This window comes from Micromonospora sp. WMMA1976 (assembly GCF_027497335.1).
GTDB classification, from domain to species: Bacteria; Actinomycetota; Actinomycetes; order Mycobacteriales; family Micromonosporaceae; genus Micromonospora; species Micromonospora aurantiaca.
This window is the reverse complement of the sequence record NZ_CP114912.1, coordinates 5,258,604-5,274,284: the sequence shown is the minus strand read 5'-3', so window position 1 is coordinate 5,274,284 and position 15,681 is coordinate 5,258,604. Positions and strand designations below refer to the sequence as shown.

General features: G+C 73.1%; 17 protein-coding genes. 9 read left to right on the top strand and 8 right to left on the bottom strand.

Annotated elements, in window-relative coordinates:
- The first annotated feature begins 174 nt into the window (after positions 1-174).
- The 4 genes from O7546_RS24215 to O7546_RS24200 all read left to right on the top strand — a co-directional run bounded on the left by O7546_RS24215 (position 175) and on the right by O7546_RS24200 (position 2,736).
- Positions 175-378, top strand: coding sequence for a cold-shock protein (locus tag O7546_RS24215; protein ID WP_013288421.1), 204 nt, complete (start codon positions 175-177; stop codon positions 376-378).
- A 178-nt stretch (positions 379-556) separates the two neighbouring features.
- Positions 557-1,810 carry a DEAD/DEAH box helicase gene (locus O7546_RS24210; RefSeq protein WP_194800460.1) on the top strand — a complete coding sequence of 418 codons (1,254 nt, stop codon included), beginning with the start codon at positions 557-559 and terminating at the stop codon, positions 1,808-1,810.
- Between the two features lie 206 nt (positions 1,811-2,016).
- The gene (locus tag O7546_RS24205; RefSeq protein ID WP_281600072.1) at positions 2,017-2,166 is read left to right on the top strand and encodes a hypothetical protein; all 150 of its coding nucleotides are present in this window, start codon (positions 2,017-2,019) and stop codon (positions 2,164-2,166) included.
- Between the two features lie 51 nt (positions 2,167-2,217).
- Positions 2,218-2,736: a GNAT family N-acetyltransferase gene (locus tag O7546_RS24200; RefSeq protein ID WP_269697619.1), complete on the top strand. Its 519-nt coding sequence runs from the start codon at positions 2,218-2,220 to the stop codon at positions 2,734-2,736.
- A gap of 11 nt (positions 2,737-2,747) precedes the next feature.
- Here O7546_RS24200 and O7546_RS24195 read toward each other — a convergent pair whose 3' ends face one another.
- Genes O7546_RS24195 through O7546_RS24180 form a run of 4 tightly spaced genes read right to left on the bottom strand, consistent with a single transcriptional unit; the run spans position 2,748 to position 5,907 of the window.
- Positions 2,748-3,191, bottom strand: coding sequence for an Rrf2 family transcriptional regulator (locus O7546_RS24195; RefSeq protein WP_194800462.1), 444 nt, complete (start codon positions 3,189-3,191; stop codon positions 2,748-2,750).
- A gap of 4 nt (positions 3,192-3,195) precedes the next feature.
- The gene (locus O7546_RS24190) at positions 3,196-4,080 is read right to left on the bottom strand and encodes an ABC transporter permease (RefSeq protein WP_194800463.1); all 885 of its coding nucleotides are present in this window, start codon (positions 4,078-4,080) and stop codon (positions 3,196-3,198) included.
- Positions 4,070-4,849, bottom strand: coding sequence for an ABC transporter ATP-binding protein (locus O7546_RS24185; protein WP_262013975.1), 780 nt, complete (start codon positions 4,847-4,849; stop codon positions 4,070-4,072). Before O7546_RS24185 ends, O7546_RS24190 begins: the two co-directional genes overlap by 11 nt.
- Positions 4,846-5,907, bottom strand: a complete 1,062-nt coding sequence (locus O7546_RS24180; protein ID WP_194800465.1) for an ABC transporter substrate-binding protein — start codon at positions 5,905-5,907, stop codon at positions 4,846-4,848. Before O7546_RS24180 ends, O7546_RS24185 begins: the two co-directional genes overlap by 4 nt.
- Positions 5,908-6,055: 148 nt before the next feature.
- Here O7546_RS24180 and O7546_RS24175 point away from each other — a divergent pair, with 148 nt between their 5' ends.
- From O7546_RS24175 to nudC, 3 genes are read left to right on the top strand one after another with little or no spacing between them, the layout of a single operon-like run.
- On the top strand, positions 6,056-7,366 hold the full coding sequence (locus tag O7546_RS24175) for a pitrilysin family protein (RefSeq protein WP_194800466.1): 1,311 nt from the start codon (positions 6,056-6,058) through the stop codon (positions 7,364-7,366).
- Positions 7,363-8,706, top strand: a complete 1,344-nt coding sequence (locus O7546_RS24170; RefSeq protein WP_194800467.1) for a pitrilysin family protein — start codon at positions 7,363-7,365, stop codon at positions 8,704-8,706. Before O7546_RS24175 ends, O7546_RS24170 begins: the two co-directional genes overlap by 4 nt.
- Positions 8,703-9,650: an NAD(+) diphosphatase gene (nudC, locus tag O7546_RS24165; RefSeq protein WP_194800468.1), complete on the top strand. Its 948-nt coding sequence runs from the start codon at positions 8,703-8,705 to the stop codon at positions 9,648-9,650. The genes O7546_RS24170 and nudC overlap by 4 nt, the downstream gene beginning before the upstream one ends.
- A 306-nt stretch (positions 9,651-9,956) precedes the next feature.
- On the opposite strand, the gene O7546_RS24160 is transcribed toward nudC, so the two are convergent.
- From O7546_RS24160 to O7546_RS24150, 3 genes are all read right to left on the bottom strand, one after another.
- On the bottom strand, positions 9,957-10,226 hold the full coding sequence (locus O7546_RS24160; RefSeq protein WP_194800469.1) for a hypothetical protein: 270 nt from the start codon (positions 10,224-10,226) through the stop codon (positions 9,957-9,959).
- A 196-nt stretch (positions 10,227-10,422) separates the two neighbouring features.
- Entirely contained in the window at positions 10,423-10,662 is a 240-nt protein-coding gene (locus O7546_RS24155) for a DUF397 domain-containing protein (protein ID WP_194800470.1), read from the bottom strand.
- 71 nt (positions 10,663-10,733) lie between these two features.
- Complete coding sequence (locus O7546_RS24150) at positions 10,734-11,714, bottom strand: helix-turn-helix transcriptional regulator (protein WP_194800471.1); 981 nt, start codon at positions 11,712-11,714, stop codon at positions 10,734-10,736.
- Between the two features lie 148 nt (positions 11,715-11,862).
- On the opposite strand from O7546_RS24150, the gene O7546_RS24145 reads away from it, so the two are divergent.
- Positions 11,863-13,116: an MFS transporter gene (locus O7546_RS24145; RefSeq protein ID WP_194800472.1), complete on the top strand. Its 1,254-nt coding sequence runs from the start codon at positions 11,863-11,865 to the stop codon at positions 13,114-13,116.
- A 57-nt stretch (positions 13,117-13,173) separates the two neighbouring features.
- On the opposite strand, the gene O7546_RS24140 is transcribed toward O7546_RS24145, so the two are convergent.
- Positions 13,174-13,416: a mycoredoxin gene (locus O7546_RS24140; protein ID WP_018784736.1), complete on the bottom strand. Its 243-nt coding sequence runs from the start codon at positions 13,414-13,416 to the stop codon at positions 13,174-13,176.
- A gap of 91 nt (positions 13,417-13,507) precedes the next feature.
- Between O7546_RS24140 and O7546_RS24135 the strand changes: the two genes are divergently transcribed.
- Positions 13,508-15,631: an ATP-dependent DNA helicase UvrD2 gene (locus O7546_RS24135; protein ID WP_194800473.1), complete on the top strand. Its 2,124-nt coding sequence runs from the start codon at positions 13,508-13,510 to the stop codon at positions 15,629-15,631.
- Positions 15,632-15,681 lie beyond the last annotated feature (50 nt).

Sequence of the window (15,681 nt, the reverse complement as noted above, 5' to 3'; positions counted from 1 at the left end):
AGAGACTCTGTGTGCGCCTGGCGGATTGTGGCCCCAGGCGCTCTTTGTTGTGTCCGGAGTTCTCCGGGCGGGGCGACCAGCAGCGACAGGCACGCCGCGTATTCCACGCGCGGTGTGCTCCTCTCCGGCCCGCAACACGTGCGGGCCGACCGTTCCGTCAAGGAGACGAAACACATGGCAATTGGCACCGTCAAGTGGTTCAACGCTGACAAGGGCTTCGGCTTCATCACCCCGGACGACGGCGGCGCCGACGTCTTCGCCCACTTCTCGGCGATCCAGACCTCCGGCTACCGGAGCCTGGACGAGAACCAGCGGGTCGAGTTCGAGGTGACCCAGGGCCAGAAGGGCCCGCAGGCGGAGAACATCCGCCCGCTCTGATCTTCGGATCAACCGGCACCACCATCGCGCCCCTTCGGGCGTGGTGCACGGGCCGGCCCGCCTCTGCCGGGCCGGCCCGTCCCTTTCGGTTCGTGCTTGTGACCACCGGTGACGCCGGTGACGCGCCGCTGTCCGGCGCCCTTCCTCGACACGTGCCGCGTCGAGGAAGGCTTTCCGCATGACCACGACCCTGCCCACGTTCGCCGCCACCGGCCTGGCTCCGGCGCTCGTCTCCGAGCTGGCCGCGCAGGGCATCTCCGCGCCGTTCCCGATCCAGGCGGCCACGATCCCGGACTCGCTGGCCGGCCGGGACGTGCTCGGCCGGGGCCGGACCGGCTCCGGCAAGACGCTCGCGTTCGGGCTGCCGCTGCTGCACCGTACGGCCGGTCGCCGGGCCCGCCCGGGCCGCCCGCTCGCGCTGGTGCTCGTACCCACCCGCGAACTGGCCGCGCAGGTGACCGACGCGCTCGCCCCGTACGCCGCCACGCTCGGCCTGCGCTGCGCCACTGTGGTCGGCGGGCTCTCGCTGGGCCGCCAGGCGGCCGCGCTGCGCGCCGGCGCCGAGGTGCTGGTGGCCACGCCGGGCCGGCTGCACGACCTGATCGACAGGGGGGACGCCCGGCTGGACCAGGTGGCCATCACCGTGCTGGACGAGGCCGACCAGATGGCCGACATGGGCTTCCTGCCGCAGGTGACGAAGCTGCTGGAGCAGGTCGCGCCGGGCGGGCAGCGGATGCTGTTCTCGGCCACCCTGGACCGCGGCGTGGACCGGCTGGTCCGCCGCTTCCTGACCGACCCGGTGACGCACTCCGTCGACCCGGGCACCGCCACCGTCACCGCGATGACACACCACGTACTGCACCTGGACGCGGAGGACAAGCCGGCCGCGCTGGCGCACATCGCCGCCCGCGAGGGCCGCACCATCGTGTTCATCGCCACCAAGCACCGCGCCGATCGGGTGGCCCGGCAGTTGCTCGCCAAGGGCGTACGCGCGGCGGCGCTGCACGGCGGCAAGTCGCAGCCGCAGCGCACCCGCATCCTGGAGCAGTTCCGCACCGGCCAGGTCACCGCGTTGGTGGCGACCGACGTGGCGGCCCGGGGCATCCACGTCGACGGGCTGGACCTGGTCGTCAACGCCGACCCGCCCACCGAGGCCAAGGACTACCTGCACCGGGGCGGCCGGACCGCGCGGGCCGGCGAGTCGGGCACGGTGGTGACGCTCGTCCTGCCGGACCAGCGCCGCGACGTCGCCCGGCTGATGAGCACCGCGGGCATCAACCCCAAGACCACGCGGGTACGCCCCGGCGACGGCGAGCTGACCCGGCTCACCGGCGCCCGGGAGCCCTCCGGCGTGCCGGTGACCATCACCGCGCCCGCCGCCGCGCACCCCGCCCCGGCGACCCGTCCTCGTCGGCGCCCGCGCCGCCGCTGACCGCGGCCCGCACCTGACCGGCGGTTCTCCGGTCGGGCAGAGCGGTCGCTCCTGAGTCGGGAATCAGTCGATGTTCGGTCGGCTGCCCGACTGTGCGACCGGAACCCGACGGTGATGCTGCTGCGCGGGGTACCGGTCGGGGGGTCGGCCGGACGCGGAGGGAGCGGTTCATGGCGGGGGAAGCCGGATCGGGCGGAGCGCGGGAAGTGCTGCTGGTTCTCGCGGTGGCGGGGGCCGGCCTGGCGCTCGCCGCGGTGGCCGCGTTCGGGCCGTGGCAGCCGTCCGACGGCGGCTCGCCGGATCGCGGCGCCGCCCGCAGCTTCACGCCCGGGATGAGCGCCCCGCAGACTCAGTAGACGCCCCGAAAAGGGGCGATGCCGGAACGGCCGGGCGCCTACGATGCGGCGGTGGACCCGTCGGTGACCGTTCGCAAGGCCCGGGCCGAGGACGCCGCCCGGATGGCACGCGTGCATGTCCGGTGCTGGCAGGAGACGTACCGCGGGCTCATGCCGGACGCGGTGCTCGACGATCCGGGCCTCCCGGCCTTCCGGGAGCGGTTCTGGATCGCCGCGTTGACCGACGAGCGCTACCGCGAGAACCGGGCGGCGGTGGCCGAGCGGCGAGGCGAGCTGGTGGGGATCGCGATGTCGGGCCCGCCGCTCGATGCCGAGGCGGCGTGGGCGCGGCAGTTGTACGTCCTCTACGTGCACGCGGCCGATCACGGCACCGGCGCCGGGCCGGCGTTGTTGCGGGCCGTCCTCGACCCGGCGGAGCCGGCGGCGCTGTGGGTCGCCGACCCCAACCCTCGTGCCCAGGCGTTCTACCGCCGGCACGGCTTCGAAGCCGACGGGACGACGCAGGTCCAGGACGGCGTACGCGAGATCCGCATGGTCCGCGACGGGCAGGTACGGCCGCCGACGTCGTGACCGGACGCGCGTCAGGGCGCCGTGGCCCGGTCGCTCAGCAGGTCGGCGAGCGTGGTCCGGTCCACGACCAGGGCGATCGCGCCGTCCACCGCCAGCCACACGTCCCGCAGGCCGGTGGCGACGCCGTGGTAGCCGGCCCGGTCGGCGGGGATGCCCCGGACGCTGGTGATCGCGCCACCGACAGCGCGCAGCACGTCGCCCACACTGATCTCGTCCGGTGGGCGGGTCAGCGCGTACCCGCCCTCGGTGCCGCGGTGGCTGTGCAGCAGCCCGGCCCGCCGCAGGTCGAGCAGGATTCCCTGGAGGAAGCTGAGCGGGATGTCCTGGCTCTCGGCCAGGCTCGCCGCCTTGACCAGCTCGCCGCCGCCGACCGCCGGGTCGCCGCTGGTGACGGCGGCGTCGGCGACGGCGAGCATGGCCCGGAGCGCGTAGTCGGCGCGCGCGGAGATGTACACGACGTCAGTTGCCGGCCTGGTCCAGCACGCCCCAGCGGCGGCGGATCGCCTTGTCGGCGGCCCCGAACGCGGTGTCCACGAGCAGGCCCACCACCAGGATGACGATCATGATGGCCATCAGGCGTGGCGCCTCGCTCAGCTCGCGTGCGTACGTGAGCTGAGCACCGATCGAGGTGCGGGTGGCGATGACCACCAGCAGCTCACCGGCCATCAGGCTGCGCCAGGCGAACGCCCAGCCCTGCTTGAGCCCGGCCACGATGGCCGGCAGCGCGGCCGGCGCGATCACGTACCGGTAGAGGTTGAGCCCCCGGGCACCGAGGTTGCGGCCGGCGCGGACCAGCAGCGGCGGCACGTAGTCCACGCCGTGGATGACGCCGTTGGCGACCGACGGCGCGGCGCCGAGCACCACCACGAAGAAGATCGCCTGCTCGCTGAGCTGGAACAGCAGGATGGCCAGCGGGAACCAGGCGATCGACGGCATGGTCTGCAACGCGGTGATCATCGAGCCGAGCGCGGCCCGGAGCACCTTGACCCGGGCCACGCCCAGGCCGAGCAGCAGACCGACCGCGACCGCGGCGGCGAACCCGACCGCCGCGCGCCGGGCGGTGGTCGCAAGGCCCTCCCAGAGCGCCGAGCTGAGCAGGTACTCCCCGAGGTCGCCGAAGACCACCGCCGGGCCGGGCAGCGCCCACGGCTCCTTCCACCCGGACCAGACCACCGCCTGCCAGATGGCGACGGCCAGCGCGAGCGCGGCGAACTTGGGCCAGGTGGCCGACCACAGGCGGCCTACCCGGGACGGGCCCTTCTCCCGGCCGGCGATCTCCAGGGCGTCGAGTCCGGAGATCTCCGCGTCGGTACGCGCCGACCCGGCGAGGGTGTCACTGGCCATGCCGGCCCACCTCCTTGCGCAGCCGGTCGGTGACCTCGGCGGCGATGGCCGAGACCTCCGGCGAGTCGATCCGCCGGGGGCGTGGCACGGCGACCTCGGTGGAGTAGATGATCCGGCCGGGCCGGCTGGAGAGCAGCACGATGCGGTCGGCGAGCCGGGCCGCCTCGCGGACGTTGTGCGTGACGAACAGGACGGTGAGCTTGCGCTCGGTCCAGATCCGCTCCAGCTCGTCGTGCAGGATGTCGCGGGTCATCGCGTCCAGCGCGCCGAACGGCTCGTCCATCAGCAGCACCGGCGTCTCCAGCGCGAGCGTGCGGGCCAGCGCGACGCGCTGCCGCATGCCGCCGGAGAGCTGGTGCGGACGCTTGCGGCCGAACTCGGACAGGTGGACCGTGCGCAGCAGCTCGGCCACCCGCTCCTTGCGCTGGTCACGGGGGAGCCCGCGCAGCTTCAGCGGCACCTCGACGTTGCCCTCGACGGTCAGCCAGGGGAACAGCGCCGGCTCCTGGAACATGAGTCCCGGGTTGACGCCCTCGCCCAGTTCGATCGTGCCGCCGCTGGCCCGGTCCAGCCCGGCGACCAGGTTGAGCAGCGTGCTCTTGCCGCAGCCGGACGCGCCGACCATGCAGACGAACTCACCCGGGGCGACATCGAGCGACAGCCCGTCCAGCGCCAGGACCGCCTGCTCGCCCTGGCCGTACACCTTCGTCACGCCGCGCAGCGCGACCGAGCCGGTCGCGCTGCGCGGGGTCGTGCCGGTCGTCGTCACGGCTGGCTGACCTCGGCCTTGCCCTGCGTCTTGAGCACCTCGTTGAGGTACGTCAGGTCGTAGAGGCCGTTCAGGTCGACCGGCTGGGTCAGCCCGACCGCGACCGCGTGGTCCAGACCGGTCTTCAGCGACGACGGGATCGGGTCGTTCGTGAACTCCAGCGTCGGCCAGGCCTGCTTGATCAGCTTGAGGTCCAGCGGCTTGCCGGTGATCTTGCCGATGTGGTCGGAGATGGCCTGCTGCGCCTCGTCCGGCTTGGTGTTGACGAACTCGTTCGCCGCGACCTGGCCCTCGACCAGCTTCTTCACCACGTCCGGGTGCGCCTTGAGGAACTTGGTGCTGACCAGCAGGTTGGTGATGACGAACTTCTTGTCCGGCCACAGGTCGCGCTCGTCGACGAGCACCTTGCCGCCGGCGTTTACCAGCCGGGAGACGAACGGCTCGGGCACCCAGGCACCGTCGATGGCACCGCTGCCGAACGTCTCGATCGTCTGCGCGTTCTCCTGCGGCACGATCTTGACGTCGCCGCCGCCCTCCTTGGTGGTCTCCAGGCCCTTCTCCTTGAGCCAGAAGCGCAGCGCCACGTCCTGGGTGTTGCCGAGCTGCGGGGTGGCGATCTTCTTGCCGCGCAGCTGCTCCACCGAGGTGATGCCGGGCTTGACCACGAGCGCGACGCCGCCGGACGCGGCGCCGGAGACGACCCGGACCGCCTCGCCCTTGGACTTGGAGAAGGCGTTCACCGTCGGGTTCGGGCCGATGTACGTGGCGTCGAGCGCGCCGGAGAAGACGGCCTCGATGGCGGCCGGGCCGGCGTTGAACGTCTTGGTGTCCAGCTCGACGTCGCTGCCGAGCTTCTCGGCGAAGATCCCCTTCTCCACGCCGACCACTGCCGGGGCGTGCGTGATGTTGGGGAAGTAGCCCAGGCGCAGCGTCACCGGGCCGGACCCGGCGGCGGCGTCGCTGTCCTCGCCGCAGGCGGCGGTGGTGCCGAGTGTGGCCGCGCCGACCGCGGCCAGGGTCGCCAGGGTGACCAGGCGGCGCAGGGGAAGCCCTCTCATCGAATGTCCAATCCGCAGTATTCCTATTTAGTTGGTAGGAAGAGTGGGGCAAGCGGCCGTCGGCGTCAAGACCCGTCCCGCAACAGTCCACCGTTCGGCCAGGGCACACCGGCGATAGAGCCGGTGCCGAGGCGCTAGTGTCGATCTCGTGCCGACGCGGAGAGCGAAGATCCCAGCGACGAAGTACCCGGTCGAACGGTTCACCCTCGACAACGGCCTGCGCGTGGTGCTCACGCCGGACCGCAGCGCCCCGGTCATCGGGGTGGCGGTGGTCTACGACGTCGGCATCCGCTCCGAGCCCGAGGGACGCACCGGGTTCGCCCACCTCTTCGAGCACCTGATGTTCCAGGGCTCGGAGAACCTGGAGAAGCTGGCCCACTTCCGCCACGTCCAGGGCGCCGGCGGGACGTTCAACGGCTCCACCCACCTGGACTACACCGACTACTTCGAGACGCTTCCCGCGAACGCCCTGGAACGGGCGTTGTTCCTGGAGGCCGACCGGATGCGCGGCCCCCGGCTGACCGAGGAGAACCTGCGCAACCAGGTCGACGTGGTCAAGGAGGAGATCCGGGTCAACGTGCTGAACCGGCCGTACGGCGGGTTCCCCTGGCTGACGCTGCCCCCGGTGATGTTCGACACCTTCCCCAACGCGCACGACGGCTACGGCTCCTTCGTCGACCTGGAGTCGGCGACAGTGGCCGACGCCGCCGACTTCTTCCGCCGCTACTACGCCAGCGGCAACGCCGTACTCGCGGTCAGCGGCGACATCGACGTGGCCGAGGCGACCACGCTGATCGAGCGGCACTTCGGGGACGTGCCGGCCCGGCCCGCCCCGCAGCGGCCCGACTTCGCCGAGCCCGACCTGATCACCGAACGGCGCAGCACGTACACCGACGCGCTGGCCCCGCTCCCGGCGGTGGCCGGCGCGTGGCGGGTGCCCGACCCGGTCAGCGACTTCGCCGGCTACCTGCCGTACGTGGTGCTGGCCGAGGTGCTCACCGACGGCGACGCCTCCCGGCTGGTCGAGCGGCTGGTGCAGCGCGACCGGTCGGTCACCAGCCTCGGCGGATATCTCGGCTTCATGGGCGACCCGTTCGACGTCCGCGACCCCACCGCGCTGCTGCTCCAGGCGCACCTGCCGCCCGGCGGCGACGTGGACAAGGTGCTGCGCACCATCGACGAGGAGTTGGACCGGCTGGCGACCGGCGGGCTGACCGAGGGGGAGCTGGCGCGTACCCAGGCCCGGATGGCCACCCACCTGCTGCGCGACACGGACGCGGTGCTCGGCCGCGCGTTGCGGATGGCGGTGCTGGAACAGCAACGGGGCGAACCCGGCCTGCTCAACGACCTGCCCCGGCTGGTCGGCGAGGTGACCGAGGAACAGGTCCGCGCCGCCGCCGCCACCCTGCGGCCCGAGCGCCGCGCGGCAGTCGAGGTCGTCGCCGGAGGAGCCCGATGAGCACGAGTACGACCACCGCCACCACCGTCCGGCCACTGCCGGCACTCGGTCCGAACCGCCGCCTCAAGGTGCCCAAGCAGGCCGAGCGCACGCTTGCCAACGGCCTCACCGTGATCGCGGTACGCCGCTCCTCCGTACCGCTGGTCGAGCTGCGACTGTGGATGCCGTTCGGGCGCACCCACCTGGCCCGCGGCGCGATGCTGGCGCAGACCATGCTCTCCGGCACCGAGGCGCACAGCGCCACCGAGCTGGCGGCCGAGTTGCAGAAGGTCGGCGGCGGGCTGACCGCCGGCCTCGACCCGGACCGGCTGATGCTCTCCGGTGCGGGCCTGGTCACCGGCCTGGACCGGATGCTGGAGCTGCTCGCCGAGGTGCTTACCGGCGCCACCTACCCGGCCGACTGGGTGGAGACCGAGCGGGACCGCCTGGTCGACCGCATCCAGGTCGCCCAGAGCCAGCCGTCGCACCTGGCCCGTACCGCGCTGCTCAAGCGGGTGTACGGCCGGCACCCGTACGCGGAGCAGACCCCCGACCCGGACCAGGTCCGGGCGGTCCGCCCGGCCGCGTTGCGCCGGCTGCACGCCGAGCGGGTGCATCCGGCCGGCGCGGTGCTGGTGCTCGTCGGCGACGTGGCCCCGGAACGGGCGCTGGACGCGGCCGAGAAGGCGCTCGCCGGGTGGCGCGGTGACGGACACGTCGCCGAGCTGCCCCCGGCGCCGCCGCTGGAACCCGGGCCGTTGCTGCTGGTCGACCGGCCCGGCTCGGTGCAGTCCTCGGTACGCCTCGCGCTGCCCGCGGTGCCCCGTACCCACCCGGACCACGCCGCGTTGCAGCTCGCCAACCTGATCTTCGGCGGCTACTTCTCCTCCCGCTGGGTGGAGAACATCCGCGAGGACAAGGGCTACACGTACGGGCCGCACTCGCTCGTCGAGCACTCGGTGGCCGGTTCGCTGCTCGTCGCCGGCGCCGAGGTGGCCACCGAGGTGACAGCGGCGGCGCTGGTGGAGACCACCTACGAGCTGGGCCGCCTGGCGACGGTGCCGCCGAAGACCGACGAGCTGGAGCAGGCCCGTCAGTACGCGCTCGGCACCCTTCAGCTCGGCATGTCCACCCAGGCCGGTCTCGCGTCGCTGACCAGCGCGTACGCCGGCAACGGGCTGCGGCTGGACTTCCTCGCCGAGTACGCCGCCCGGCTGGCCGCCACGACGGTGGACGACGTGGCCGAGGTGGCCGCCCGCTACCTGGCCCCGGCACGCGCGGTCACGGTCGTGCTCGGCGACGCGGCTCGGGTGGCCGACTCGCTCGCCGCGCTGACACCGGTGCGTACGGAATCGGCATGAGCGGCGAACCCGCTCCGCCGCTGGCCCGGTCGACGCTCGACCGGGCCGCGCACCGGCGTACCGATCCGGCCTGGCTGACCGAGGCGTGGGAACGGGCAAGGGTGCTGGTGCTGGACTCCGCCGCCGAGGGGCGGGCGCTGGTCCGGGGCGCGTCGACCCCGCCGGAGCTGGTCCTGGTCGGCCCCGGTGAGCTGCCCGAGGTGCCCCGGTCGGTGCCGATGTTCCTCGGCGTCGAGCCGGACGGCGTGCCCGTGTTCGCGGTGGACGGGCCGCTGCCGGCGCTGCCGGACACCCGTCCGGCCCACCTGCGCGAGGTCGGCCACCTGATGACCGACCGGGACGCGGGCCTGTTCACCACCGCGCTGGCGCTGCTCAACTGGCACCTGCGGCACGGCTACTCGTCGACGACCGGCAAGGCGACGAGCGCCGACGAGGCCGGCTGGTCGCGGATCGACCCGGACGGCGGCCGGGTCTGGCCGCGTACCGATCCGGCCATGATCGTGCTGGTGCACGACGGGGTGGACGGCCCGGACGGCCGCTGCCTGCTCGGCAACAACGCGGCCTGGCCGCGCACCCCGGGACAGCGCCGCTACTCCTGCCTGGCCGGATACGTCGAGCCCGGCGAGTCGGCCGAGGCCGCCGTGCTGCGCGAGGTCCGCGAGGAGGTGGGCGTCCCGGTCGAGGAGATCGCGTACGTGGGCAGCCAGTCCTGGCCGTTCCCCGGCTCGCTGATGCTCGGCTTCCTGGCCCGCGCCGACGCGGACGCGCCGATCCGGGTCGACCTGGCCGAGATCGCGCACGCGCGCTGGTTCACCCGCCGGGAGATCGGCGCGGCGCTGGCGGGCGAGCCGGTGCCGGTGGGCGGGGGAGACCGGCTGGTCCTGCCGCCCCCGTCGTCGATCGCGTTGTTCCTGGTGCACCGCTGGCTCGACGGCCACTGCTGACCCCGGCCGACCTCGTCGGGTTGCCGTGTCTCGGTTGGTGCGGCGGCGCCAGTTCGGGGAAGTGGCGTGGTCGAGGGCGGTGGGATGCAGCCACCTCCCCGACCTGGCGAGGCCGGGCGGACTCGGGCCGGGGCGGACCCGGGCCGGGCGGACCCGGGGCGGGTGGAACGGGGGTGGGGACGCGGCCCCGACCCGGACCGTCGTTGCCGCGACGGTCGCGGGCCGGGAACACGTGCCGTCGAGGCCGGGTGAGGCGGGAAAACGGCGGGGGAGGCCGGTCCGGCCACGACGGACGTCAGCGTCCGGTCATCCACCGTCCCAGCAGTACGGGTGCCCGGGTGTGTGTTCCTCGATCGGCAGCACCTTGACCCGGTGCCGGCCCGCGCGTACCGCACCGACGGCGGACAGTGCGCGGGCGAGCAGGAGTGCGGCGTCCCGGTCCTCGGCGTGGACGACCTGGCGGCGGGGTTCGGGCGTGCACGTCTCGTCCCGCAGGCGGCCTCCGCCGGCCCAGGCGGCGGCGATGTCGGCGTCGGCGGCGGTGCGGATCTCGGTGCGGACGATCAGGAACCGCATGGTGTCCCCCGGACAATCGGCGGTTACACGCTGGAACTTCCACGTCACTCGCGCGTCATGTTACGCCGATGTGTCCGCCCGGCAAGGGGAACGCGCCAGCTCGACCGATCGGGGGATCCCAGGTCAGCACCGTCGTCGGGGGTGGACGCGCAAGGGGCCGCCGGCTCGCGCCGACGGCCCCCCGTGGTTCGCCGGATCAGTCCAGATCGAACTGACCGCTCTTCGTGCCGGCGAGGAAGCCGAGCCAACCGGCCCGGTCGAACAGCAGGACCGGTCCGCTCGGGTCCTTGCTGTCCCGCAGGGCCACGGTGCCCGGCCCGGAGCCGAGCGGTGCGACCTCCACGCAGTTGGAGGTCTGGCTGCGGGTGCTCTTGCGCCAAGCGGCGCCGGCGAGCCGCCCCGAGCGGGCGGTCGTGCTGGTGTGGATCTCGTTCATGGTGCTTGCTCCTGGTGAGGTGCTCCGATGGGACCGAGCGACGCCGGAGCGCGGGCGGTGTCCGTGCCGGATCACCGTTCCGTGGTGAGGCGCCCCGAGTCCCGGCGACGCTGGGCCGGCGCCGTTGCCGGCCCGTACGCCACCGTGGACTCGACTGCCGTGCCGGTCAGCCGCCCCGTCGCCTCGATCAACCAGGAGAGGGTGTCCGATGCGGAGAGTGCCGACGAGCATAGCCACTCGAACACCACTTTATAGCGATTTAGGGTGTTTACCTCGGTCGACATGACGTCGGTGAACCCACCTTCGATGGCGAGTGTCTCCGGATCGAGGGGATCGGCGAACCGGTAGACCGAGAACGCGGTCGGCGGAAGGTACCAGTCACCGACCCGGGTGTCCCGCAGCAGCAGACGCAGCGTCACGTTCGGCAGCAGCGCCATCTCGCACAGGTGGACGAGTTGCTCGTGCAGCACCTCCGGCGGCCCGGCCCGGCGGCCGAGCGCCGCCTCCTCCAGCACCGCCGTGTAGCGGGGCACGTCGGGGGAGCGGGTCAGCAGCGACTGGCGGGCCTGCCGCGCGCGTACCTCGGTCTCGGGATCCTCTGTCTCCGGGTCGCCGGCCTCGGCGGCGACCTGCGCGGCGGACAGGATCCGGTGCCGGGCGTACCCGGGCGTCTGCAGCAGCCCCGGCACCAGCACCGGGTTGTACTCGGAGATCTCCGCGCAACCCGCCTCCAGTTCGGCGAAGGCGCGCTGCTGCTGGGTCATCACCGGGAAGTTGCGCAGCCAACCGCGCATGTCGCCGGCCTCGTGGGTGATCCCGGTCAGTTCCGCGCGCTGCTCCTCGTCGGCGCCGTAGAGCGTCAGCAACACGTCCACGTCGTCCGGGTCGGGACGGCTGCGGCCGTTCTCCAGACGGGACAACTTGGATGCGGAGGCCCAGCCGATCCGCTCGATGACCTGGTCACCGGTCAGACCGGCCTGTTCGCGGAGCCGACGCAGCTCGATGCCGAGGCGACGACGGCGCAGAATCGGGCCTGGTGCGGCAGGAGGCACGGCGTCCTCTTTCCCGTCGACCGTCGCTTGACGCGACGGTAACTGTATGAAATTCGCCCCCCACGGTCAGTATGGACGGCGCGACCGGCGTCGGAGGCTCCGGCACGGGCGTGTCACGAGACAAAAAGAGGACCGTGGAGGGACCCCGATGCGCACCGTCCTGCGCCGCCCCGACTTCCGTCTCCTGTTCGCCGCGCTCGTCGCGAGCATGGCGGCGGAGTCGGTCCTGCTGCTCGCCCTGGCCGTCTGGGTCAAGGACCTGACCGGCTCGGACAGCATGGCCGGGGCGACCATCTTCGCGGTCATCGCGCCGATGGCGCTCGCCCCGCTGGTCGGCTGGGTGGTCGACCGCTACCGCAGGCGGCAGTTCTTCATCGCCGCCAACCTGGTCGCGGCAGTGCTGCTCGGCCCGCTGCTCACGGTCCGGGACCGGTCCGACGTCTGGGTGATCTACGTGGTCGCCGCGCTCTACGGGCTGTCGTACATCACGCTCACCGCCGTGCTCAACGGACTGATCCGGCACCTGGTTCCGGCCGACCTGCTCGCCGACGCGAACGGGCTGCTCCAGACCGTCCGGCAGGGCCTGCGGCTGATCGGGCCGCTGGCCGGGGCGGGTGTGTACGCCGCCGTGGGCGGCTGGCTGCTGGTCCTGCTCGCCATGACCGGCTTCGTCACCGCGGCGGCGGTGGTCGCGCGGCTGCGCGTGGAGGAGAGCACGCCGGCACGGCCGGATCGGCGCGGGCCGTCCGAACTGGGCGCGGGACTGCGCCACCTGACCGGCGAGCCGGCGCTGCGCCGGGCGCTGCTCGGGTACGGGCTCGGCTCGCTGGTGATGGGCTTCACCGAGTCGCTGATCTTCGCGTACGTCGATCTGGGCCTGCACCGCGACGCCGCGTTCGTCGGCGTGCTGGTCATGGTGCAGGGCGTCGGCGGGCTGGTCGGCGGCCTGTTCTCGGCCGCCGTGGTCCGCCGGTTCGGCGAGGTCGGCGCGCTCGCGGCGGGCGTGACGTTCTTCGGACCAGCAGCGCTGGCGCTGGCGTACCCCCGGTTGTGGCTCGGGGTGGTGGCGCTGCTGCTGGCCGGCCTGTCGCTGCCGCTGACCATGGTGGGGTTGAACACGCTGATCCAGCGGCGGACGCCACCGCGGCTGCTCGGCCGGGTCACCGCCGCGTCCGAGGCCCTGGTCAGCGGGCCGCAGGCGCTTTCCATCGGCACCGGCGCGCTGCTCGTCGGCGTGTTCGACTACCGGCTGCTGTTCGCTCTCGTCGGTGCCGTCACCACGGCGGCCGGCCTCTACCTGTGGCGGGGCCGCGGACTGACCGCGCCGGTCGCCGTGCCGGTACGGATCCCGTCACCACGCCGGCCGGCCGACGACGGGGTGCTCAGCCGCGGAGGCTCCTGACCGACGGCGAACGGCCGCACCCGGATCGGGTACGGCCGCTCGTGGTGTCGCGGGAGATCAGCCGGGCAGCGCCGCGAGGTGCTGCTTGACCTGGGTGATCGAGGGGTTGGTCAGGGCGCTGCCGTCGGCGAAGCGCAGCGTCGGGACGGTCTGGTTGCCGCCGTTGACGCTCATCACGAAGTCCGCAGCCGTCGGGTCCTGCTCGATGTCGACCACCTCGTACGCGATGCCCTCCCGGTCGAGCTGCGACTTCAGCCGGTGGCAGTAGCCGCACCACGGGGTGGAATACATCGTCAGCATGGTCTGATCCTCCAAGGGGTGACTCGCGCCCGGTCCGATCAGGCCAGGCTAACCGCTGCAACGTCACACGATGCTGGGATGATTCCCTGCTGTGGGCGTTCACTCAGCGGCGGAACAGGTGCTGGCCGGGCTGGATCCGGAGCAGCGGTCCGCGGTGACCGCCCCGGCCGGACCGGTCTGCATCCTGGCCGGCGCCGGCACCGGCAAGACCCGGGCGGTGACCTCGCGGATCGCGTACCGGGCGCTGACCGGCGACATCGCCGGCCGGCATGTGCTGGCGGTCACGTTCACCGCCCGCGCCGCCGCCGAGATGCGCAGCCGGCTCGGCGTGCTCGGGGTGCAGGGGGTGCAGGCGCGCACGTTCCACGCGGCGGCGCTGCGGCAGGTCCGCTACTTCGCGCCCCGGCTGCTGGCCGGGCGGGCCATGCCGGAGCTGCTGGACAGCAAGGTGCGGGTGGTCACGCTGGCCGCCGCCAAGGTCGGCCTGCGCGCCGACCGGGCCGCCGCGCGGGACCTGTCCGCCGAGATCGAGTGGGCCAAGTCGTCGCTTGTCGAGCCCGGGGAATACGTGGTCGCCGCGGCCAAGGCGCTGCGCGAGACGCCGTACGAGCCGGCCCGGGTGGCGGACGTGTTCGACGCGTACGAGCGGCTCAAGCGCGGCAACGGGGTGATCGACTTCGAGGACATGCTGCGCGCCGCGGTCTGGGGCATCGAGGAGCACCCGGACGTGGCCGAGCAGGTGCGCAACCAGTACCGGCACTTCGTGGTCGACGAGTACCAGGACGTCAACCCGCTCCAGCAGCGGCTGCTGGAGGCGTGGCTGGGCGGCCGGGACGACCTCACAGTGGTCGGCGACGCCAGCCAGACGATCTACTCGTTCACCGGTGCCACCTCGTCGTACCTGGTCGACTTCCCCCGGCTGCACCGCGGCGCGACAGTGGTCCGGCTGGTCCGCGACTACCGCTCCACCCCGCAGGTCGTCGGTCTGGCAAACGCGGTGATCTCGCAGGCCCGGGGCACCGAGGCGCGGCTGCGGCTGGAGCTGCACGGCCAGCGCCGGCCCGGCCCGGAACCGGACCTGCGGATCTTCACCGACGAGCCGGCCGAGGCGAACGCGGTCGCCGCCCGCTGCCGGACGCTCGTCGCGGGTGGCACCCCGGCCCGGGAGATCGCGGTGCTGTTCCGCACCAACGCGCAGTCCGAGGCGTACGAGAAGGCGCTCTCCGAGGCCGGGGTGCCGTACGTGCTCCAGGGCGCGGAGCGGTTCTTCGAACGGCCCGAGGTGCGGCAGGCGATGATCGCGTTGCGCGCCGCCACCCGGTCGGCCGACGCCGGGACCGCGCTGCGGGCCGCCGTGGTCGAGGCGCTCACCGCCGTCGGCTGGGCGCCCGACGCGCCCCCGCCCGGCGGCGCCGCCCGCGAGCGGTGGGAGGCGCTCGCCGCGCTGGTCCAACTCGCCGAGGAGTACGCGGCGCAGGCCGAGGAGGAGCCGGACCTGACCGGGTTCACCGAGGAACTCGCCCGGCGGGCCGCCCAGCAGCACGTGCCCACAGTCGAGGGGGTGACGCTCGCGTCGCTGCACTCGGCGAAGGGGCTGGAGTGGGACGCGGTGTTCCTGGTCGGGCTGGCCGAGGGCACGCTGCCCACCACGTACGCGAAGACGATGGAGCAGGTCGAGGAGGAACGGCGGCTGCTCTACGTCGGGATCACCCGGGCCCGGGAGTGGCTCTGGCTGTCGTACGCCACGGCCCGCTCGCCGGGTGGCCGGGCCCGGCGGCCCTCGCGGTTCCTGCCGCAGCTCGACCGGTCCGGCGGCGGTGAGCGGGCCGGCGGCGCCGGCCCGGCGCGGCGGGCCGAGCGGCGCCGGCCGCAGGTGGTCTCCTGCCGGATCTGCGGCGCCACGCTGCTCGCCGGCGCGGACCGCAAACTGGGCCGCTGCCCGACCTGTCCGTCCGACATCGACGAGGAGCTGTACGAACGGCTGCGCGAGTGGCGGCAGCGGGTCGCGGGAGCGCAGAAGGTGCCGGCGTACGTGGTCTTCACCGACGCCACGCTCACCGCGCTGGCCGAGCGGAAGCCCGGCCGCACCGAGGAACTGGTGGCGATCGCCGGGATCGGGCCCCGAAAAGTCGGGCTTTACGGGGATACGGTGCTCGCCCTGGTGGCCGGTGCAACGGTGGACGACGTCTGCCCACAGAAAACTTCTGAAAACTAGCCGTAAATCGTTTGCCCTCCCCCGAGGGCGAGGAATAGCCTCATGACACA